The 20,013-nt window shown below is 68.6% G+C and carries 22 protein-coding genes and 1 other RNA gene; 11 read left to right on the top strand and 12 right to left on the bottom strand.

What is annotated here, in order from left to right:
- Positions 1-13: 13 nt before the first annotated feature.
- Positions 14-1,354: a type I glutamate--ammonia ligase gene (glnA, locus tag OHS03_RS03170; RefSeq protein WP_062991563.1), complete on the bottom strand. Its 1,341-nt coding sequence runs from the start codon at positions 1,352-1,354 to the stop codon at positions 14-16.
- Positions 1,355-1,475: 121 nt separating this feature from the next.
- Positions 1,476-3,008 (bottom strand): alpha/beta hydrolase, encoded by a 1,533-nt coding sequence (locus tag OHS03_RS03165; RefSeq protein ID WP_328660640.1) that lies wholly within the window; start codon positions 3,006-3,008, stop codon positions 1,476-1,478.
- Positions 3,009-3,207: 199 nt separating this feature from the next.
- Here OHS03_RS03165 and panB point away from each other — a divergent pair, with 199 nt between their 5' ends.
- From panB to OHS03_RS03145, 4 genes are all read left to right on the top strand, one after another.
- Positions 3,208-4,074: a 3-methyl-2-oxobutanoate hydroxymethyltransferase gene (gene panB, locus OHS03_RS03160; protein ID WP_328660638.1), complete on the top strand. Its 867-nt coding sequence runs from the start codon at positions 3,208-3,210 to the stop codon at positions 4,072-4,074.
- A gap of 143 nt (positions 4,075-4,217) precedes the next feature.
- Positions 4,218-4,622 carry a hypothetical protein gene (locus OHS03_RS03155; protein ID WP_255284813.1) on the top strand — a complete coding sequence of 135 codons (405 nt, stop codon included), beginning with the start codon at positions 4,218-4,220 and terminating at the stop codon, positions 4,620-4,622.
- The gene (pip, locus tag OHS03_RS03150) at positions 4,622-5,584 is read left to right on the top strand and encodes a prolyl aminopeptidase (protein ID WP_328660636.1); all 963 of its coding nucleotides are present in this window, start codon (positions 4,622-4,624) and stop codon (positions 5,582-5,584) included. Before OHS03_RS03155 ends, pip begins: the two co-directional genes overlap by 1 nt.
- Positions 5,585-5,587: 3 nt before the next feature.
- Positions 5,588-6,445: a CHAD domain-containing protein gene (locus tag OHS03_RS03145; protein ID WP_328660635.1), complete on the top strand. Its 858-nt coding sequence runs from the start codon at positions 5,588-5,590 to the stop codon at positions 6,443-6,445.
- Between the two features lie 13 nt (positions 6,446-6,458).
- On the opposite strand, the gene OHS03_RS03140 is transcribed toward OHS03_RS03145, so the two are convergent.
- Together OHS03_RS03140 and OHS03_RS03135 are read right to left on the bottom strand one after the other, a co-directional pair.
- A complete protein-coding gene (locus OHS03_RS03140) occupies positions 6,459-7,895 on the bottom strand; it encodes an RNB domain-containing ribonuclease (protein ID WP_328660633.1) in 1,437 nt (478 codons plus the stop codon).
- A 68-nt stretch (positions 7,896-7,963) separates the two neighbouring features.
- Positions 7,964-8,296 (bottom strand): hypothetical protein, encoded by a 333-nt coding sequence (locus tag OHS03_RS03135; protein WP_056821111.1) that lies wholly within the window; start codon positions 8,294-8,296, stop codon positions 7,964-7,966.
- Between the two features lie 414 nt (positions 8,297-8,710).
- On the opposite strand from OHS03_RS03135, the gene OHS03_RS03130 reads away from it, so the two are divergent.
- Entirely contained in the window at positions 8,711-9,082 is a 372-nt protein-coding gene (locus tag OHS03_RS03130) for a hypothetical protein (RefSeq protein WP_062991551.1), read from the top strand.
- Between the two features lie 63 nt (positions 9,083-9,145).
- Here OHS03_RS03130 and rnpB read toward each other — a convergent pair.
- An RNA gene (gene rnpB / locus OHS03_RS03125) (RNase P RNA component class A) lies at positions 9,146-9,553 on the bottom strand.
- 36 nt (positions 9,554-9,589) lie between these two features.
- Between rnpB and OHS03_RS03120 the strand changes: the two genes are divergently transcribed.
- Together OHS03_RS03120 and OHS03_RS03115 are read left to right on the top strand one after the other, a co-directional pair.
- On the top strand, positions 9,590-10,477 hold the full coding sequence (locus OHS03_RS03120; protein WP_328660631.1) for an alpha/beta hydrolase: 888 nt from the start codon (positions 9,590-9,592) through the stop codon (positions 10,475-10,477).
- Positions 10,478-10,517: 40 nt separating this feature from the next.
- On the top strand, positions 10,518-11,060 hold the full coding sequence (locus OHS03_RS03115; protein ID WP_328660629.1) for an NUDIX domain-containing protein: 543 nt from the start codon (positions 10,518-10,520) through the stop codon (positions 11,058-11,060).
- 21 nt (positions 11,061-11,081) lie between these two features.
- Here OHS03_RS03115 and OHS03_RS03110 read toward each other — a convergent pair whose 3' ends face one another.
- On the bottom strand, positions 11,082-11,474 hold the full coding sequence (locus OHS03_RS03110) for an SgcJ/EcaC family oxidoreductase (protein ID WP_328660627.1): 393 nt from the start codon (positions 11,472-11,474) through the stop codon (positions 11,082-11,084).
- Positions 11,471-11,863: a hypothetical protein gene (locus OHS03_RS03105; protein ID WP_328660625.1), complete on the bottom strand. Its 393-nt coding sequence runs from the start codon at positions 11,861-11,863 to the stop codon at positions 11,471-11,473. Before OHS03_RS03105 ends, OHS03_RS03110 begins: the two co-directional genes overlap by 4 nt.
- 141 nt (positions 11,864-12,004) lie before the next feature.
- Here OHS03_RS03105 and OHS03_RS03100 point away from each other — a divergent pair, with 141 nt between their 5' ends.
- Positions 12,005-12,775, top strand: a complete 771-nt coding sequence (locus OHS03_RS03100; protein ID WP_407942496.1) for a helix-turn-helix domain-containing protein — start codon at positions 12,005-12,007, stop codon at positions 12,773-12,775.
- A gap of 63 nt (positions 12,776-12,838) precedes the next feature.
- On the opposite strand, the gene OHS03_RS03095 is transcribed toward OHS03_RS03100, so the two are convergent.
- The 3 genes from OHS03_RS03095 to OHS03_RS03085 all read right to left on the bottom strand — a co-directional run bounded on the left by OHS03_RS03095 (position 12,839) and on the right by OHS03_RS03085 (position 15,554).
- Positions 12,839-13,528, bottom strand: coding sequence for a S1 family peptidase (locus OHS03_RS03095; RefSeq protein WP_062991546.1), 690 nt, complete (start codon positions 13,526-13,528; stop codon positions 12,839-12,841).
- Between the two features lie 141 nt (positions 13,529-13,669).
- On the bottom strand, positions 13,670-14,800 hold the full coding sequence (locus OHS03_RS03090) for a bifunctional RNase H/acid phosphatase (protein WP_328660621.1): 1,131 nt from the start codon (positions 14,798-14,800) through the stop codon (positions 13,670-13,672).
- Positions 14,801-14,816: 16 nt separating this feature from the next.
- A complete protein-coding gene (locus OHS03_RS03085) occupies positions 14,817-15,554 on the bottom strand; it encodes a zinc ribbon domain-containing protein (protein WP_062991542.1) in 738 nt (245 codons plus the stop codon).
- Positions 15,555-15,688: 134 nt separating this feature from the next.
- Here OHS03_RS03085 and OHS03_RS03080 point away from each other — a divergent pair, with 134 nt between their 5' ends.
- Positions 15,689-16,291: a hypothetical protein gene (locus OHS03_RS03080; RefSeq protein ID WP_328660619.1), complete on the top strand. Its 603-nt coding sequence runs from the start codon at positions 15,689-15,691 to the stop codon at positions 16,289-16,291.
- A 6-nt stretch (positions 16,292-16,297) separates the two neighbouring features.
- Here the strand turns inward: OHS03_RS03080 and OHS03_RS03075 are convergent, their stop codons facing one another.
- Entirely contained in the window at positions 16,298-17,413 is a 1,116-nt protein-coding gene (locus tag OHS03_RS03075; protein WP_328660617.1) for a Nif3-like dinuclear metal center hexameric protein, read from the bottom strand.
- 46 nt (positions 17,414-17,459) lie between these two features.
- Positions 17,460-18,512 (bottom strand): Rv2231c family histidinol phosphate aminotransferase CobC, encoded by a 1,053-nt coding sequence (cobC, locus tag OHS03_RS03070; protein WP_503629752.1) that lies wholly within the window; start codon positions 18,510-18,512, stop codon positions 17,460-17,462.
- 71 nt (positions 18,513-18,583) lie between these two features.
- Between cobC and OHS03_RS03065 the strand changes: the two genes are divergently transcribed.
- Positions 18,584-19,087: a low molecular weight protein-tyrosine-phosphatase gene (locus OHS03_RS03065; protein WP_328660613.1), complete on the top strand. Its 504-nt coding sequence runs from the start codon at positions 18,584-18,586 to the stop codon at positions 19,085-19,087.
- On the top strand, positions 19,087-19,953 hold the full coding sequence (locus tag OHS03_RS03060) for an SURF1 family cytochrome oxidase biogenesis protein (RefSeq protein ID WP_328660610.1): 867 nt from the start codon (positions 19,087-19,089) through the stop codon (positions 19,951-19,953). The genes OHS03_RS03065 and OHS03_RS03060 overlap by 1 nt, the downstream gene beginning before the upstream one ends.
- The last annotated feature ends 60 nt before the right edge of the window (positions 19,954-20,013 follow it).

Raw genomic sequence — 20,013 nt, 5'->3', positions numbered from 1 at the left:
AACCTTGGAACGCTTAGAGGCTCAGGTATTCCTTCAGCTCCCAGGGGGTGACCTGCGAGCGGTAGTCGGCCCATTCGCGGCGCTTGTTGCGCAGGAAGAAGTCGAAGACGTGTTCGCCGAGAGTCTCGGCGACCAGCTCCGAGCGCTCCATCGCCTGCAGCGCCTCGTCGAGGGTGCCGGGCAGGGTGCGGAAGCCCATCGCGCGACGCTCGGCGTCGGTCAGCGACCAGACGTCGTCTTCGGCCTCTGGGGGCAGGGTGTAGCCCTTTTCGATGCCGCGCAGACCGGCGGCCAGCAGCACCGCGAAGGTCAGGTACGGGTTGCAGGCCGAGTCTGGGCTACGGATCTCGACGCGACGCGAGGACGACTTGTTCGGGGTGTACATCGGCACACGCACCAGCGCCGACCGGTTGGACCGGCCCCAGGAAGCCGCGGTGGGGGCTTCGCCGCCGTGGATCAGGCGCTTGTAGGAGTTGACCCACTGGTTGGTGATCGCGCTGATCTCGGGGGCGTGCTCGAGGATGCCCGCGATGAACGAGCGCGCGGTGCCCGAGAGGTTGTTCGGGTCGTCGGGATCGGCGAAGGCGTTGTTCTCGCCCTCGAACAGGCTCATGTGGGTGTGCATGGCCGAGCCGGGGTACTGGGAGAACGGCTTGGGCATGAACGTCGCGCGCACGCCCTCGTCGATCGCCACCTCCTTGATGAGGTAGCGGAAGGTCATCACGTTGTCGGCCATCGAGAGCGCGTCGGCGTAGCGCAGGTCGATCTCCTGCTGACCGGGAGCGCCCTCGTGGTGGCTGAACTCCACCGAGATGCCCATCGATTCCAGCGAGTCGATGGCGTGGCGGCGGAAGTTCGGCGCCGCGTCGTGCACGGCCTGGTCGAAGAAGCCGCCGTTGTCGGCCGGGGTCGGCTCGTAGCCGTCCTTGAGCTGGTCCTTCAGCAGGAAGAACTCGATCTCGGGGTGCACGTAGCAGCTGAAGCCCGCGTCGGCGGCCTTGTTCAGCTGACGGCGCAGCACGTGGCGCGGGTCGGCCCAGGACGGCGAACCGTCGGGCATGGCGATGTCGCAGAACATCCGGGCCGAGTGCTGGTGGCCCTTGGAGCTGGCCCACGGCAGCACCTGGAAGGTCGACGGATCGGGCCGCGCGACCATGTCCGCCTCGGACACGCGCGCGAAGCCTTCGATGGCCGAGCCGTCGAAGCCGATGCCCTCCTCGAAGGCGCCTTCGAGCTCGGCGGGGGCGATGGCGACGGACTTGAGGTAGCCCAGCACATCGGTGAACCAGAGACGGACGAAGCGGATATCCCGTTCTTCGAGCGTCCGCAGCACGAATTCCTTCTGGCGATCCATACCGGCGAGCGTAAGCACCCGGCGTTAAATCCGTGTTACATACACAGACGGGTTTGCGATCGCGTCACATCATTCGCACATCTCACCGGCCACGACGGGGCGTGGTGAGTAAATCTGGCTCTCAGCATGTGAGACCAGGAGCGGGCGTGGCGAGATCGACGAGGTAGTTGATCACCGCGTCGTCGAGGCACCGATCGCCCGCGACGAGAGCCGCGGTGTGCCGATTGCCACGGAAGGTGATCAGGTCGGCGCCCAGCTGTGCGGCCAGGTCGACACCGGCTTGGTACGGGGTGGCCGGGTCGTCGGTGGTGGACACCACGACGGTGGGCGGCAGGCCAGGGGCCGAGACCCGATGCGGGGTGCTGGTGTTGGGCACCGGCCAGGCGGCGCACAATTCCAGCGGGGCGGCGCCGGTGCCCTTGCCGTCGTCGAGGAACGGGGCGGCCTTGCGGTATTCGGAGTCCTGACGGCCGGTCACCGCGGGATCGGTGATGCGGGGATCGTCGACGCAGCGGATCGCGTTGAACGCGTCCTGGGTGTTGGCGTAGGTGCCGTCTTGGCGGCGGCCGTCGTACATATCGGCCAGTTGCAGCAGGGTGTCGCCGTTTCCGCCGCGCAGTTCGGACAGCCCCTGGGTGAGGATCTCCCACAGTTCGTCGCTGTAGAGGGCCTGCTGGACGCCGGTGATCGCGTCGTTGTAGCTGAGGCCGCGCGGGTCGGCGGTCGGCGCCGGGGTCTGTTCGAGTGGGCCGACAAGCTCGCGGAAGCGGGCCACCGCCTGGGCGGGGTCGGTGCCGAGGGGGCAGTCGGCGTTCTTCGCGCAATCGGTGGCGTAGGCGGTGAACACGCCCTGGAAGCCCGCTGCTTGGCGCAGCGATTCCTGGACGGGGTCCTGCGAGGAGTCGACGGCGCCGTCCAGGACGAGGGCGCGCACGTTCTGCGGGAACTTCTCCGCGTAGGCGGAGCCGAGGCGGGTGCCGTAGGAGTAGCCGAGATAGCTCAGCTTCGCGTCACCGAGGACCGCCCGCATCACATCCATGTCCTGGATCACCTCGCGGGTGCCGACATGACCGAGCAGGTCCACACCCGATCGCTGGGCGCAGCGGTCGGCGTATTCGCGGTTGTCGGCCTCGGCGTCGGCGATGCCCGCCGGGGTGTTGTCGGTGGGCCGCTCGGCGCGTTCGGCATCGGCCTGCTGCGGAGTCAGGCAGACGATCGCGGGCAGCGACGAGCCGACACCGCGCGGATCGAACCCGACCCGATCGAACTTCTCCGCCAGTTCGGTGCGGTTGCCGACGCCGACCATCGAGAGGCCGGAGACGCCGGGACCACCCGGGTTCATCAGCAGCGAGCCGACCTTCTTGCCGGTGGCCGGGATCCGCGAGAGCGCGATCTGGGCGGTCGGGCCGTCCGGGCGCGCGTAATCGATCGGCACGGTGATCCGCGCGCACTCGGTTTTGGGCGGCACCCGGTCCTCCGGGCTGCCGTAGCCCTCACACGAGCCCCAGCTGATCTGCTGGTCGTAGAAGGTGTTCAGACCCGACGGCGGCGGGGGCAGCTCAGCGCGCGGTGTGCTGTCCTCGCCGGTGCCGCATCCGGTGACGATCAACGCGGAGACAGCGCCGAGGAGCACGACGAGCCGGACAGACTGCACGGTGGGCCCACCTTTCCGCGCCCTGCGGCGCACACGATGCGCCCGAATGGGCTTGCCTCACGGTAGCCGAATCGTCGATGTGACCGATCACACCGACGCCGGGCCTTAAACCCGTGCGGGCGCAGGTGGCACACTGGGATTGTCAGAAAAGCCCGGGGACCCGGTATGGGCCTCGAGGAACCAGACGAAAGGGACGATGATGTCCGTATCCGATGAGCAGAGTCCTGCCTACGGTGCCGCTCCCGCCGAAGCTGTCCCCGCCGAGAAACCACGCCGCAAGACCCGCGTCCAGCATCTGCAGCAGATGAAGGCCGAGGGCGAGCGCTGGTCGATGCTGACGGCCTACGACTACTCGTCCGCGCGGCTGTTCGAGGAAGCCGGTATCCCGGTGCTCCTGGTCGGCGATTCCGCCGCCAATGTCGTCTACGGCTACGACACCACTGTGCCGATCACCATCGACGAGCTCATCCCGCTCGTGCGCGGCGTCGTACGCGGCGCGCCGCACGCCCTGGTGGTCGCCGATCTGCCGTTCGGGACCTACGAGTCCTCGCCGCAGCAGGCCCTCGCGACCGCCACCCGCTTCATGAAGGAGGGCGGCGCGCACGCGGTGAAGCTCGAGGGCGGCGAACGTGTCGCCGAACAGATCGCGCTGATCACCTCCGCGGGCATCCCCGTGATGGCCCACATCGGGTTCACGCCGCAGAGCGTGAACACCCTGGGTGGGTTCCGGGTCCAGGGCCGTGGCGACGGCGCCGAGCAGCTGGTGGCCGACGCGATCGCCGTGCAGGAAGCCGGTGCGTTCTCGGTGGTGATGGAAATGGTTCCCGCCGACATCGCGGGCCAGGTCACCCGCAAGCTGACCATCCCGACCGTCGGCATCGGCGCCGGCGCCGACTGCGACGCCCAGGTACTGGTCTGGCAGGACATGGCCGGCTACACCAGCGGCAAGACCGCCAAATTCGTCAAGCGCTTCGGCAACGTGGGCGACGAGCTCCGCACCGCCGCAGCCGCTTACGCCGCGGAGGTCCGCCAGGGCACCTTCCCCGGTCCCGAACACAGCTTCTGAAGTTCGACCCGTGCGGCCGCTCCCGCGAGGGGGCGGCCGTCGCGTGTGAAAGGTGCTTGTCCGCGGCTGATGGCAGACTCGATGTCGACACTGTTCGACTAGCAGAGGTACCGATGCCGCGACGCCCTTGGAATTCTCGTTCTGTGCTGTTGATCGCGGGTGCGCTCGCCGCCGCGACCCTGACCGCGTGCGGAGGTGTGCCACCGGCTTCCACCGGCAGTGCGGGCAGCACCACCTCCTCTGCCGCGGCGGCGACCACAGCCGCACCGGCTGGGACTCTGACGATCAGCCCGTCGTCCGCCGCGCAGCTGTGCGACATGATCAGGCCGGAGCTGTCGAACTTCCGGGTGCAGGGGCCGACGCTCGGCAGGATCTCGCTCAACGCCATGGTGCACGACTGGGGGCTGCGCAACGGTGGCATCAACGGGCACATCCTCGCCGACAAGGCGATGGTCGACCGGGCGACCACCGAGAGCTGCCCCGAGGTGCGTACCGAGGCCCTCACCGCCCTCGAATTGCCCTCCCTCGCCGCGGGATTGGCGTTCTGATGCGCACCCTCTACCCCGAGATCGAGCCCGTCGAGCAGGGACTGCTCGTTGTCGGCGACGGCCAGTCGGTGTACTGGGAGGTCAGCGGCAACCCCGACGGCAAGCCGGTGGTGTTCGTGCACGGCGGACCGGGCGGGGGCACCGGGCCCCTGCAACGGCGTTTCTTCGACCCGGCGGTGTACAAGATCGTGCTGTTCGATCAGCGCGGCTGCGGAAAGTCCATGCCGCACATCGCCGATGGGGCTTCCCTCGACACCAACACCACGCCGAATCTGATCGCCGACATGGAGTTGCTGCGCGCACATCTCGGGATCGAGCGCTGGCTGGTGTTCGGCGGCTCGTGGGGCTCGACCCTCGGCCTGGCCTATGCGCAAGCGCACCCGGAGCGGGTGACCGAACTGGTGCTGCGTGGCATCTTCTTGTTGCGGCGCAAGGAGATCGACTGGTACTACAACGGCGCCGCGGGCAATGTCTACCCGGCCGAGTGGGCGAAATTCCTGGCGCCCGTGCCGGTCGAGCACCGCGATGACGACCTCGTCGAGGTGTATCACCGATTGCTGCACTCCCCCGATCCGCAGGTCGCACTCGATGCCGCGATCGCCTGGTCGACGTGGGAAGGCGCGACGAGTTCGCTGCTCCCGCAACCTGATCGGGTCGCCGAAACTGCCGAGGCGCGCTTCGCACTCGCCTTCGCCCGGATCGAAAACCACTATTTTCGCCACGGCGGATTCCTCGACGAGGGACAGTTGCTGCGAGACATAGATCGGATCGCCGACATCCCCGGCGTGATCGTGCAGGGCCGCCACGACATCGTGTGCCCCGCGGTGAGCGCCTGGGATCTGCACACCGCGTGGCCGTCCTCGACCCTGCACATCGTCGAGGACGCCGGGCACACCGCGCACGAGCCCGGCATCACCCACCACCTGGTGGAGGCGACCGACGCGTTCGGGAAGCGAGGCTGACACATGGCGACCAAGGCCGGAAAAGCCGTCGTCGCGGCACTACGCGAGGACATCGACCGGCTCTTCGACGCCGAGCCCGACGTCCGCGCCGACGCCGACGATTCGGTCCACCAGATGCGGGTGGCCACACGCAGGCTGCGCAGCGTCCTTCGCTCCTACCGCAAGCTCTTCGACGCCGACGAAGCCGCCGCCACCGAGGCGGAGCTGAAGTGGCTGGCCGACCTGCTCGGCGTGGCCCGCGACGCCGAGGTCCGCGCCGAACGGTTCACCGACCTGCTGTCGGACTACGACGATGCCCCCACCGAGATCACCGATTCCCTGGTCGGCGCGTCCCGCAAGGCCTACACCGATGCCCACGCCGAGGTATTGAGCGCACTGGATGCCAAGCGCTACCGTCGCCTGCGCACAGTGCTGAAAACCTGGCGCACCGATCCCCCACTCGCACCGGAACTCGCTCGCGACAAGGCAACCGACGTCTTCGACCGGGTCCTACGTCGCGACCGCGAACGCCTGCGCAAGTTGGTCTTCGCCGAACCCACCGCCACCCCCGCCGACCGGGTGGAACTGCTCCACGACATCCGCAAGGGCGCCAAGCGGTTACGGTATTCCTGCGAAGCCGCGACCACCGTCCTCGGCTCCGACGCAGGCGATCTCGGCACCCGCGCCAAACGCCTGCAATCCGTGCTCGGTGACCACCGTGACGCCGTCGAATCCCGCGAAGCGATCCTGGCGGTGGCCGCGCACGCGCACGGCCCCGCGGCCACGGTCTACGAACTTCTGGCCGATACCGAAGAAGCGGCCGCGGGCCGAGCCATCTCCCACTACCCCGCAGCCGCGGCCTTCATCTCCGTGCGGAACTGACAGTCCCCGACGATCAACGGGCCCCGTCGTATTCGAACCCGATCGTCCGAGTTCCCGGATCCGCGACAGCCAACCGCACAGCGACCGTCTGCCCTTCCGGCGGCCGTCCCTCACAGCGCGCGAGGATCGGCGGTTCGCTGACGAAGATCTCGGCGGGCCGAGACTCGTTGGCATCACGCAGAACCACGGCGGAGAACTCGGCGCCGACCCGAGGCGCGAGAACGGTGGCCTCGGTCAGATCGACGCACGCACGATCCACCTTGTTGGCCACCCCGTCGGTGCGCCGCATCGTCTCGGCGGCTCCCGTCAACCCGTCCACCACCCACTGCGGCACCTCGACCCCGGCGGAGTAGGCCAGGCATATCTCGGTGGTGAACCGATCGGCCAGCCGTCGCAGCGGCGCCGTCACATGCGCGTACGGAGCCCCGATCGCACTGTGCGTCAACTGCTCCGGCGACGGATCGTCGAGTTCGGCGAGCAGCGTGTAACTGGCCCCCCGCAACAAGCCGGTAGCTTCCGACATCAAGACCAGCGCCGCGGGCGTGTTCGCGTCGAGTCCGGCGAGCATCCGCCCCACCGGCATCTCGGCGGGCCACCGCACGCCCAGCGCCGCCGCCGTACGCCGCATCGATGCGATCGCGCTCTCCGGCGGCGCCGGCATCGTGCGCAGCAAGCCGATCCCGTTGTGCTCCACCATGATTCGCGCGGCACACATTCCGGTGAGCAGCGAGATCTGCTCGTTCCAGTCGTCGGCGTCGGTACGCGGCTCCAGCTGCAGACGCCAGCCGTCACCGTCGGGAACCACTTCCTGGGCGGGCAACCGCAGCGAGATGGCGCCCTGTTCGAATCCCGCCTCGATCCGCAGCCGCCCGAATTCGGGCAGCGCGAGCAACGACGGATGCAACGTCGCCGCGTCGGCAGCGGCCTGAACCTGCGCGTAATCGAACCGCTCCCGGGAGCGCACCAGCGCGCGGGTCACCGAAAAGCTCAGCGGCGCAGCATCATTGTCGAGTTCGATGGTCCACAACGCGGCGGGCCGGTCGACGCCGGGCAGCAGACTCGCTGTGCCCTCGGACAGCACCGTCGGATGGAGCGGGACCGTGCCGTCGGGCAGATAGAAAGTTTGCCCGCGCATTTCGGCCTCCGCGGCCAGAGCACTGCCCGGCACGATCACCGCACCGAGATCGGCGATCGCGTAGTGCAGGGTGAAGCCGGTGGGAGTGCGTTCGATATGCAGCGCCTGGTCCAGATCCAGCGCGCCGGGCGGGTCGATGGTCACGAACTCGATATCGGTCCGATCGACCCGAGTGCCCGCGAACGCGTCGACCGCGTCGCGGGCTTCGGAGACTGCCTCGGCCGGATATTCCGAGGCCAGTCCGAATTCGGAACGGATGGCGCCGAAGTCGACCGGCGCCGAGACGATCCGCTGGTGGAGTCGGAAACCAGCCATCCGACCCAGGTTCTGCGAACTACTCGTCGTGTGTGATCCGAAGTCCATAGCTCGCAGACTAGCGAGTTCTACTTCAGGGCGAGCATGGTGCCGTTGAGCTGATCGAGCGGGCCGTACACCGTGAACGTGACCCGGCCGTTGGGAACGGCGGAGGACACGGTCGCGGCCGCGTCGAGCGCCTGACCGAACGAGGCCGCCGACGGGTGCGGCAGACCGGCGACAGTCAGGCCGAATCGAGACTGATGAACCCAGGCGGTATCAGCCGGGCTGAGGTCGACCTGGACCCCGCCTGCGAGCGGGGTCACCGCGACCGCGCTCGCCGAACCGGCACCCAGCGTTGCGAAAACCGCAGCGGCTCCGGCGATCAGTGCACCGGCGACAATGGAACGAACTACCCGCATGTAAATGTGACCTGCTTCCGCGATCGAATGTAATGGGCCCGAGGAAGTGGCAGCGAGCCCTGCCGACGGCGATCACTCTATGACCTCGCTCACGTTCCCGGCGAGTTCCAGCGCATTTTCGCTGTCCGGACACACGAACGCCATGACCTCGCGGGCAATTGTTACTGTGGCGGCGGCGCACTCGGCAGCTGCCGGGTTGTGCGGCACTCACGTCGATAAATGGGAGTTTGCGAACGTATGTCGTGGCTGATTTTCGATTACCTGTCGCCGATCCTCGGACCGGACGCGGCCAGCTATTGGGCGCATCTACTGGCGATTAACCCGGGATAGCTCACCGCTTCGATCCAGAACATGTCGCTTCCCGTTAACCACAGGGGAAGCGGCGTGTTTCCTGGGCCGCTAGCATCCCGCTGCGTGAGTAGAACTACCGCCGCCATCGCGGCCAGCGCCACCGTCTTCGCCCTGCTTCTGGCCGGCTGCAGCGACGACTCTTCCTCCGCCGGCGCCCCCACCGCTTCCACCACGGCCGCGCCGACCTTCCAGGTCGAAGCCAGCAAGGCGGGCATGTTCGTGGTGAGTTACCGCAACGCCTTCCCGAAGCTGGCGCAGGGGCGTGACGATGCCGCCATCGCCGCGGTGCTGAACCATTCCTGCTCCGAGATCAAAGCGGGCAAGTCCGAGGCCGATACCGTCGCCACGATCATCAAGGCGGCCAAGAACGGCGACACCGCCGCGACCACCGAAGAGGCCACGGCCGTCTACCAGATGTCCAAGCTGATGTGCTGAGCCGTCAGCGGCGAAGCGAGGCGGCGGCTCCCGGTGGGAACCGCCGCCTTCTCGTTTCGTGGGCGGGCGAGCCGGCCTGTAAGCCGGATCCTGTCCCCGATTCGCATCGGGGGGCGACCATCCATCTGGACACACCGTTGCCGGGTGCCTCGAGCGGTCCACCCGCAGGCTCGGGCGAGCAGCCCTCGAACACCTGCGCAGCCGCACCGTTGCCGATGCGACCTTTGACCTTGCTCCGGGCGGGGTTTACCTAGCCGCCTCGGTCACCCGAGGCGCTGGTGCGCTCTTACCGCACCGTTTCACCCTTACCGCACTCGCGTGCGGCGGTCTGTTCTCTGTGGCACTGTCCCGCGGGTCACCCCGGGTTGCCGTTAACAACCGCCCTGCTCTGTGGAGTCCGGACTTTCCTCGGTACCGGGCAGCGACACCGTTGGTGCCCGTTCCCGTTACCGCGGTCGCCCGGCCGACTCGCCCGCCGGTACAGAGTACTCGCTACGGTATTGACTCATGGAACGTGTCGACGTCAGTTTCCCTTCGGGTGACCAGCAGTGCGCCGCGTGGCTCTACCTGCCCGACGGCGCGCCTCGTCCGCGCCCGTTGGTGATCATGGGACACGGGCTCGGGGCCACCCGCGAGATGGGGTTGGATCGGTATGCGCGGCGGTTCGTCGCGGCGGGAATGGGGGTGCTGGCGTTCGACTACCGGAATTTCGGTGCCAGTGAGGGTTCGCCTCGCCAGGTGATCGACATCGGCCGTCAGCGGGAGGACTGGAAGGCCGCAATCGCCTACGCGCGCAGCATCCGGGGCTTCGATGCCACACGGATCGCGTTGTGGGGCACCTCGTTCGGCGGTGGACACGTGCTCGCGGTGGCGCCCGACGACGATTACCTCGCCGCGGTGGTGGCCCAGGTGCCGTTCACCAGCGGGTGGGCGTCGGGGATGGCGAAGGGCCCGATCAGCCTCACCAAGGTCGCCACCATTGCCGCCACCGACCTGTTCTTCGGCCCGATCCGCCGCAAGCCCATCCGCATCCGCCTGGCCGGGCGCAAACGCTCCGCGGCGTTGATGAGCGCCACCGACGTGCCGGAGGGCTACGGCCGACTAGCCGAGGAGAGCGCCACCTACGACCCCAAAGTCGGTGCCCGCGTGGCCTTCTCGACCCTATTCGACTCCCCCGGCCGCCGCGCCAAGTCGTTGAAGGTCCCCGTCTTCTACGCGATCGCCGAAAACGACTCGATCGCCCCCGTCGGCCCGACCCGCAAGGCCGCCGAACGCACCAAACACGCGGTGGTCAAGCAGTATCCGGTCGGCCACTTCGACGTGTACTTCGACGATGTCTTCGAACAGGTAGTGCGCGACCAGACCGATTTCCTGGTGTCGGTCCTTCGCCCCTGAACCGCCCGGATACGCCGCGGGGGTGGGGCACCATGGGGTGATGGAACAGATCAGCTCGCGCACGTTGTACACCAACCCGTGGATGCGGTTGCGGGAGGACACTGTTCGGCGGGCGGACGGCTCGGTGGGGATCTACGGCGTCCTCGACAAGGTCGACTGGGCACTGGTGATCCCCTTCGACGGCACGGGATTCCACCTCGTCGAACAGTTCCGTTATCCGCTGGGCATGCGGTGCTGGGAGTTCCCCGCGGGCACACCGCCACACGGCACCACTGCGACGCCGGTCGAGTTGGCGCACAACGAATTGCGTGAGGAGACCGGGCTGCGCGCCGAACACATGCTTCGGCTCGGCGCCCTGGCCGCGGCACCCGCGCTGACCGACCAGCGCGGCCACTGTTTCCTGGCCACCGGCCTCACACCGGGCCAGCCGGACCGCGAGCACGAGGAGCAGGACATGCGGACGGCCTGGTTCTCCCGTTCACAGGTCGAGGCGATGATCCTGCGCGGCGAGATCATCGACGCCCACACGGTAGCCGCCTACGGGTTGCTGCTCATGCACGAGCGCGGTCTCGGCCCCAGCTGATCGCACGACAAAGCATCAGTCTCAGTCGTTCGCGATGCGGGTGTTCTGGAACGAGGTGAACTGCCAGCCGTTGTTCGTGAGGGCGGCTGTGCGGATCTGGACGCTGCTGGGTGGTGGAGCAGGTTGCTCTGGGCGAAGGACGCGGACTCCGTATGTCACCAGGATCGCCGTGTCATGGGTGGGGAATCGCAGGGTGCTGCGCTCGGGCTCCGACAGGTGGGTGCCGCGCATGAAGCCGTCGAAGCCTTCCTGCATGCCGGCAGCGAGTTGCGCTCGGCCGTGAATGAATTCGCCGATCACCGAAATGAAGTCGGCGTCATCGGTGAACGTCGCGGCGAATGCGGTACCGTCGCCGGCTGCCCAGGCTGCGACCTGTTCGGAGAGCAACTCCAGCACTGCTGTCTCGTTGCTCATCGGTCCGCCCGCCGGAGGCCGACATGCTCGAGAGCTGCGAAAATCGCGACCACGGTGGCGCCGGTGAGGAGGAACGCGATGCCGGTGGTGGTCAGGGCGAAAATGTCGGTGGCGGCGAGCGCGGTCATGCCGATGGCCGAGAGCGCGTTGACCGCGATGACGGCGGGGGCGAAGCGAGCGGGACCGCCTCGGGCGATGGCGAGCAGGGTGGCACCGCCGGTCAGCATGACGACACCGAACAGCAGCGACACGGGGACCGGAAGGCCGAGTGGGTCGCGCAGTAGCGGCGCGGCGGCCGCCATCGCGATGCCGAAAAGCCCGGTGCTCCAGCCGTCTACACGGAGCACCGTGGGCAGCAGGCCGGGTCGTTGACCGGCGATCGAGGTCATCGTCTTCTCCTGTCTGGGGGGATGGCCCACTGTGCGGCAGCCGGGTCGTCGTGGCAATGACCTCGGAGGTCATGGCCTTGCCTCGGGCAGGGCCGATACGCTGGCCGGGTGACGACGACGAGCGCCCAGATCGGCCCGTTGATGCGCGAGTGGCGGCAGCGGCGCAAGCTCAGCCAGCTCGATCTGGCACTGACCGCGGATACCTCGGCGCGGCATCTCTCCTACCTGGAGACCGGGCGCTCCAAGCCGAGCCGGGCCATGGTGCTTCGCCTGTGCGAGGCACTCGAAGTGCCACTGCGAGAACGCAATACCTTGCTGCTCGCGGCCGGATTCGCGCCTGCCTACCAGGAGTCACGGCTCGACGCCACCGAACTCTCGGCGGCCAGGGCCGCCATCGACACGATGTTGCGCGCGCACGAACCGTATCCGGCGGTGGTGGTCGACCGGTGGTGGGACGTGGTCGCGGGCAATGCCGCCATGCCGGTCCTGATGATCGGCGTACCCGAGCAACTGCTGCTCCCCCGCCCGAACGTCTACCGTCTTGTCCTGCACCCGGATGGCCTCGCGCGGCGGCTGGAGAACCTGCATCAGGTCAGGGAACTCTTCCTCGAACGGTTGCGCCGCCAGGCGGGAGCCACCGGCGACGACCGTCTGCGCGCCCTCTACGACGAGGTGAACTCCTATCCCGCGCCACCGGGTTCGCGGGCGCCCGCCGAATCCACCGGCCCGTTCCAGGTGCCGATCCGCGTCACCACGCCTACCGGCACCCTGTCCATGTTCTCGACGATGGCCACCTTCGGCGCGCCCGCCGATGTGACGCTGTCCGAACTCGCCATCGAGTTCTTCTATCCCCTCGACGACGCCACCGCCACGGCTCTGCGGGCGATGAGCGACGCACAGCCACCCGGGTGATCGACGACGACAAGGGGCGCAGCACCTGTTCGGTACTGCGCCCCTTGTGTTGTCGCGAGTGGATCAGATGGGCTGGAAGCCCGCGCCCACGCCGCCCGCGCGGTTGAGCACATCCAGGATCACCTGGATGGGCTGGAAGTAGGCGGGCGAGTGGATCGGGTTGGCGCCGCCGGTGCAGGGCACGTCGAAGTCGACAGGGCCGAGGCCGGTGAGGCGGCCCTGGTTCATGCCGACGAGGCGGTCGCCGACCACGACGGGTCCGCCGGAATCGCCCGGCTGCGAGCAGTATTGGTTGATGGAGGTGCCTTCGAGCTCACCCCACACCACGCCGCAGCTACGACCGCTGGTGCGGCCGTCCGAGCACACCGTGGTACCGGGGCCGGGCGAGGCGCCGATACCCGCGACGGTGGTCTGGCCGATGGTGCGCACCGGCACCACCTTCGACGCATCCAGTTGCAGCACAGCGAAATCCAGGTAGTCGCCGTCATCGGAATACGCGACCGTGCCGATCACGCCCGCCTTGAGCGCCTGCTCGGCGCCGACGCGCGAACCGGTCGGCGCGCAGTGCCCCGCGGTGAGACCGACGAGGCGGCCCGCGCCGTCGTGGCCGATGGCCGTGAGCGAGCAACCGGAGTTGTTGTCGAAGACAATGCCCGAGGCCGCGCCGAGCACCACGCTCGGGTCGGCCGTCACGCTACCCGCGCCCGCGGACGCGGTGAGCACCCCCGCGATGGCCGCCGCAAACGCCGCCATCCGTAGAAACCTCATCAAGTACCTTTCCTGTGTGGCCGCGGCATTCCGCATGCCCGAGAATCTTTCGGGAAATGCGGCGTCGTCGTTACGCCGACCGTGCGCCGGGGCGACCGTACCGTGCCCGGGTGACAAGCGGCTAGCTCACAGGTACGAGGTGTCGTTGACCAGGCGCACCGAGGCGCCACCGTCGGGATAGAACTCGGCGACGCACAGCGACGCGAGGTCGAGGTGCAGGCGGTACAGCAGCGACGGGCCGACGCCGAGGGCCAACTGCAACAGGGTCTTGATCGGGGTCACGTGGCTGACCACCACCACGTTCTGGCCCGGGTACAGCGCGACCAGATCGCGGCGCACCCCTTCGACGCGTTCGCGCACCTGATCGAAACTCTCGCCGCCGGGCGCGGGGATCGACGGGTCGCCGAGCCAGTCGCTGTGCAGCAGCGGATCGCGCTGGGCGGCTTCGGCGAAGGTGAGACCCTCCCAGTCACCGAAGTCGGTCTCGGTGAGGCCGTCGAGGATGCGCAGCGGTACGTCGAGGGCGGTCGCGGCGGCTTCGGCGGTGGAACGGGCCCGCTGCAGCGGGGAGCTCACGACGGCGGCGATATCGCCTTTGGCGGCGAGCATTTTCGCGGCGCGTTCGACTTGCTCACGACCGAGATCGGTCAGTGGCGGGTTGCCTCTGCCGGAGTAGCGGCGCTCCACCGACAGGGCCGTCTGGCCGTGGCGCAGCAACAGCAGGCGAGTCGGCTTGCCGACGGCGCCGGTCCAGCCGGGCGAAACCTTGTTCGCGTCAACCGATTTCGGCACCGCGACTTCGTCACCGGCGGCATGTCCGGCCGCGACGGCCGCGCGCACGGTTCCGGTGAGTTCACCGTCGTCCATCGCCTCGTTCGCGAGTCGATCGGCGTGGGAGTTCTCCGCGCGCGGAATCCAGGTGAAACTCACCCGATCGAATCCGGCGACCAGCGCCCGCGCCTGCTCGGCGAGCGGAATCATCGAGGCGTGCTTGATCTTCCAGCGTCCCGACATCTGTTCGACGACGAGCTTGGAGTCCATGCGCACCGTGACAACACGCGCGCCCAGCTCGGCCGACGCCGCCAAACCCGCGATGAGACCACGGTATTCGGCCACATTGTTGGTGGCGACGCCGATGAACTCCTTGCGTTCGGCGAGCACCCGCACGTGATCGGCGGCGAACACCACCGCGCCGTAACCGGCCGGGCCGGGATTGCCGCGCGAGCCGCCGTCGGCTTCGACGATCACCTCGGTCATCGACGCGCCGATCCGGTCACAGCCCCGATTCCTTGGTACGCACCATGATCGCGCTGCACTCCGGGCAGCGCAGGACCGCGTCGGGCGCGGCCTTGGCGATGCGCTGCATCTCGCCGCGGTCGATCTCGATCCGGCAGGCGCCGCAGCGACGGGCCTGCAGCAGGGCCGCGCCGACACCGTGCGCCGCGCGCTGCTTGTCGTAGACGGCGATCAGCTCGCCGGGGAACAGGCCGATCAGCTCGGAGCGATCCTTCTCGCAACGCTGCTGCGCCACTTCGAGATCGGCCATCGCCTCGTCGCGCAGACGTTCGGCGTCCTCGAGGTCGTGGTCGGCCTTGCTGAGGCGCGCACCCGCGTGGTCGTGGTCGGCGAGCATCGCCTCGCGCTGCTCCATCACGGTCAGCAGCTCGTCCTCGAGCACCGAGCGGCGACGCTCCAGGCTGCCCAGTTCGTGCTGGAGCTCGGAGAGCTGCTTGGCGGCGACGGTGCCCGCGGTGAGCATGCCGCGATCGCGGTCCTCACGCTTGCGGACGGCTTCGACCTCGCCCTCGAGCTTGCGGATGTCGCGGTCCAGATCGTCGATGCCGATCTCCACCGCCACGGCCGCGTCCTTGTAGCCGTTGCGCTCGGCCGCCAGACGCGCCACTTCCTGCTGCTCCGGCAGCGCGGAACGGCGATGGGCGATGCGCGTCAACTCGGCATCGACTCCTGCGAGCTGCAACAGCTTGGTCTGGACCGACGGTTCGACATTCAACGCGCACGAACTCCTGAACACAGTGGACGGATGGATCGATCAACCGTACCGCGCCGCGGGGTGTGATCACGCCATGACCCGAAGAGATCGCCGAAGGCGGGAACCGAACGCGTCCCGGCCGCGTCCAAGCAAGTGTGACCACATCGAACCCGAGAATTGACCTGGCACTGCCGCTGCGACCGCACATCTTCGACTCCCATGCCGAAGCGCACCAGCTTCAGCTGACCTTGGCAACGCCACTACCCCCGGTGTGTCTCGTGCACGGGCTGGCAGCGATCGAGCCGAAGGAGCAGATGTTGCGGTTCTGGGGCAAGCCGGGCGCCTACCGCCAGGAAGGTGTCGGGCGGCTGCTGTGGGAGCGGCCGAAGAGCGCCCTCGGCGCCCTCGTGGTCGATTGCAACGAGCCCCTCGCCATCGTCAAGGCGCGGTGGCCCGACTGCGAGCGATGCGCGGCGCGGGCCGATGCGCGCGTCAAGAAACTGATCGCCTACTACGTGAGCAGCCTGATACCGCTGTTCGTCGGCGGCGCGCTGATGATGGCTCGGCCGTCGGCGTTCGCGTGGATCCTCTGCGCGGCCGGAGTCGGGCTCGTCCTTCTCGCGATGACGCTCGGTCCCGCGGTGTTCGCGCGCACCGACCGTTACCTCGAAGCGGCCCTGGCACCGGACGCGAGCTCGGTCACCGTGCGCGCACATCCCGACTTCGCCCGATCGTGGTCCGGTCAGGCGCAGCGGTGACACCGATCAGCCGCTGACCGTCCACGGGTCGGTGCGCAGCGTCGAAACGCGGGTCTGCACCGCGGGGAGGGCGATGTTGACGAACTGTTCGGCTTGACCGCACCAGGGGAACTCGGTGGCCCAATGAGCGGCGTCGATGAGGGCGGGGCCGCCCCGGCGCAGATGTTCGTCGACGGGGTGGTGGCGCAGGTCGGAGGTGAGGTAGGCGTCGACGCCGGCGCGGATGGCCTTGTCGAGATAGGAGTCGCCCGCGCCGCCGCACACGGCTACGCGTTCGATGACGCGTTCGGGATCGCCCGCGGCGCGCACGCCCCAGACCGTGCGTGGCAGTCCGACGCCGACGCGTGCGGTGAATTCGCGCAGGGTTTCGGGCTGCGGGAGTTCGCCGATGCGGCCGATGCCGAGCGAGGACGGCAGGGGTGCGCGTTCGGTGACGTGGTAGGCCGGTTCCTCGTAGGGATGGGCGGCGCGCAGGGCGGCGAGTACGGCGAGGCGGGAGGTCGGGGGCGCGACCACCTCGACGGCGTCCTCGGTGACGGTTTCGACGGTGCCGATCGCCCCGATCGCCGGGTTGGCGCCCGCGATCGGCAGGAATTGGCCGGTGCCCGCGGTGTACCAAGCGGCTTCGCGGTAGTCGCCGATCGCGCCCGCGCCCGCGGTGAACAAGGCCGACATCAAGGAAGCGGTGTGGGTCTGGGGCACCTGGATGACCCATTTGTCCACGGAGGCGAGTGGTTTGGGATCCAGCGGGCCGGTGACGGTGAGGCCGACGGCGGCGGCCAGCGCGTCGGAGACGCCCGGGTCGGCGGAGTCGGCGTTGGTGTGGGCGGAGAACAGGGCACAGCCGGAGCGGATCAACCGGTGCAGCAGTGCGCCTTTCGGAGTATCGGCGGCGACGGTGTCGACCCCGCGCAACAGCAGCGGATGATGCACGACCAAAGCCTGTGCGCCCCAACCGATTGCCTCGTCGACAACGTCGGCGGTCGCGTCGACGGCGAACACCACCTTGGTGACCTCCTGCGCGGGGTCACCGCAGACTAGCCCCACCGAATCCCACGATTCGGCCAGTCTCGGCGGGTATGCCGCGTCGAGTACCCCGATCAGTTCGGCCAGGTCGGTCACCGCTGCCTCCTTCTTTTCCGTCGGAACTTTCGTCACTGTGGCCGAGTCACCACAGTGCCGCACGCAGCGCGTCGATCAACCGGTCGACTTCGGCGGCGCCACGCACCGCGACACGGAGGTGGTCGGGACCGAGCCCGGGGAAGGTGTCGGCGCGGCGCATCGCGATGCCGAGATCGGCGAGGTGTTTGCGCAGCAGGGCCCCGTCGGGGACGCGCAGGAGAAGGAAGGGGCCGGTGGCCGGGGTGTGGACGTCGACGCCGAGCGCGGTGAGTCGGTCGATCATGGCGGTGCGGTCCGCGGCGATGCGGTGTGCGTGCTGCCGGGATTCGGCGACGGCGGCGGGTTCGGCGGTGGCGATGATCGCCTCGAGTTGGAGGGTGCCGAGTGGCCAGTGCGGGCGGCCATGGGTGAGCCGTGCCAGGACGTCGGGAGCGCCGAGGGCGTAGCCGCAACGCAAACCGGCCAGTGCCCAGGTCTTGGTGAGGCTGCGGAAAACGAGGACATCGGGAGCGGAGAGACCGGCCAACGACTCCGGTTCCTCGGACGCGGGGCTGGATCGCACACCATCGGCGCTGTGCCCACCAACGACCGCATCGGCGAAGGCTTCGTCGATCACGATGATCCGGCCTGGTCGGCGCAGTGCCTGAATCGTCTCAGCGGGGTGCAGGATCGAGGTGGGGTTGGTGGGATTGCCGACGACCACGAGGTCGGCCTCGTCGGGGACCTGGGTGGGGTCGAGGGTGTACGGGCGTTCGAGGATCACCCTGGCGACCGGGACATCAGCCTCACGTAAGGCGAGTTCCGGCTCGGTGAAGGACGGGTGGATGACGGCGGCGAGCCGGGGGGCCAGGCGGGGCAGCATCGCGAACCCCTCGGCGGCGCCCGCCAGCAGCAGCACCTCGTCCGGCGAGCGGCCGTGGCGGGCGGCGACGGCCGCGCGGGCGGCGTGTTCGTCGTCGGAACTGGGATAGCGGCCGAGGTCGGTGAGCCGGGCCGCGAGGCGTTCGCGCAGCCAGTTCGGTGGGGCGAGGCCCTGGACGTTCACCGCGAAATCGAGCATGCCCGGGCGCGCTTCCACGTCGCCGTGGTGGCGCAACATCGCGGGGTCGACAGAGTCCTCGAGCACAACTGAACACCCTACGTGGCGGCGAATCGGCAGCACGGGCGACAATGGCTCTCGTGGGTCCCTTACATGTCTCGTTCATTTGCACAGGCAATATCTGCCGGTCACCGATGGCCGCGAAGATGTTCGAGGCGCACCTCTACCGAGCCGGCCTCGCGAACCGGGTGCGAGTGAGCAGCGCGGGCACCGGTTCGTGGCATGTCGGCGATGCGGCCGACCCGCGCACCGAGGCGACCCTGCGCCGGGCCGGCTACCCGACCGAGCACACCGCGGCGACCTTCGGTCCCGAGCACAGTGACGCCGACCTGATCATCGCCTTGGACACCGGCCACGACCGCGAGCTCGCGCACCGCGGCGTTTCCACCGACCAGCGCAGGTTGCTGCGCAGCTTCGATCCCGCAGCCGACGGCCCCGACGTGCCGGACCCGTACTACGGCGACCAGTCCGACTTCGACCTGGTCCGCGACCAGATCGAGGCCGCCATCCCCGGCCTGCTCGACTGGGTCCACGCCGAACTGGACGCCCGCAACCCCGCCGACGTGCCGCTCTGATGCGCAAAATCGCCTTCCTACTGCGCCCCAGCTGGCTGATCCTCGCGGTGATCGTCGCCGCGTTCGCCTACCTGTGCTTCACCGTCCTTGCACCATGGCAGCTCGGCAAGAACAACAGCACCGAGCACCGCAACCAATTGATCGCCGACTCCGTGCAGGCCGACCCCGTGGCCGTGACCGAGGTCCTCGACGGCGACACCGGCACCCACACCGAATGGCGCAAGGTGACCGCGACCGGCACTTTCGTCCCCGAGTCGACCGTCCTGGTCCGGCTACGCCACCTCGACGGCGCCCCCGGTTACGCGGTCCTGGCCGCCTTCCGCCTCGACGACGGCCGCACCCTGCTGGTCGACCGCGGCCTTGTCGCCTCCGTGGACGGCACCCGCCCACCCGCGATCGCCGACCCACCCGCGGGCCCACACAGCATCGAAGCCCGAGTCCGAGCCTCCGAGGGCGTGGTCCCCGACAAGACTCCCAGCACCCAAGACGGCTTCCGCCAGGTGTACACCGTCGACACCACCCAGGAATCCACCGTCCTCGGCACCCCCCTCACCCCCGTCCCGACCGGCACCGACAAGGGCGGCTACCTCCAACTGGCCGCCGACCAACCAGGCGCCTTCACCCCCACCCCCCTCCCCCAACTCGACGCGGGCCCCTACCTCTCCTACGGCCTCCAATGGCTCGCCTTCGGCCTGATGGCCCCCCTCGGCCTCGGCTATTTCGTAGTGGCCGAACTCAAAGCCCGACGCCGAGACCGCGCCCAACCGTCTGCACCGACCGCCCCCACACCCACCGCAGAAACACCGACGCCCGCCGAACCCACCACCGAAGCCCGCCTAGCAGATCGCTACGGCCGCAACCGCTGACAGCTGACCTACCTCTCGGCGAGGCAGCACGTAATCCGGTAGCTCGACTGGCTCTCGGCG

This window comes from Nocardia salmonicida, assembly GCF_036142455.1.
GTDB classification, from domain to species: domain Bacteria; phylum Actinomycetota; class Actinomycetes; order Mycobacteriales; family Mycobacteriaceae; genus Nocardia; species Nocardia salmonicida.
Note: the sequence above shows the minus strand (reverse complement) of the source record. Positions and strands in the feature narration are given on the sequence as shown.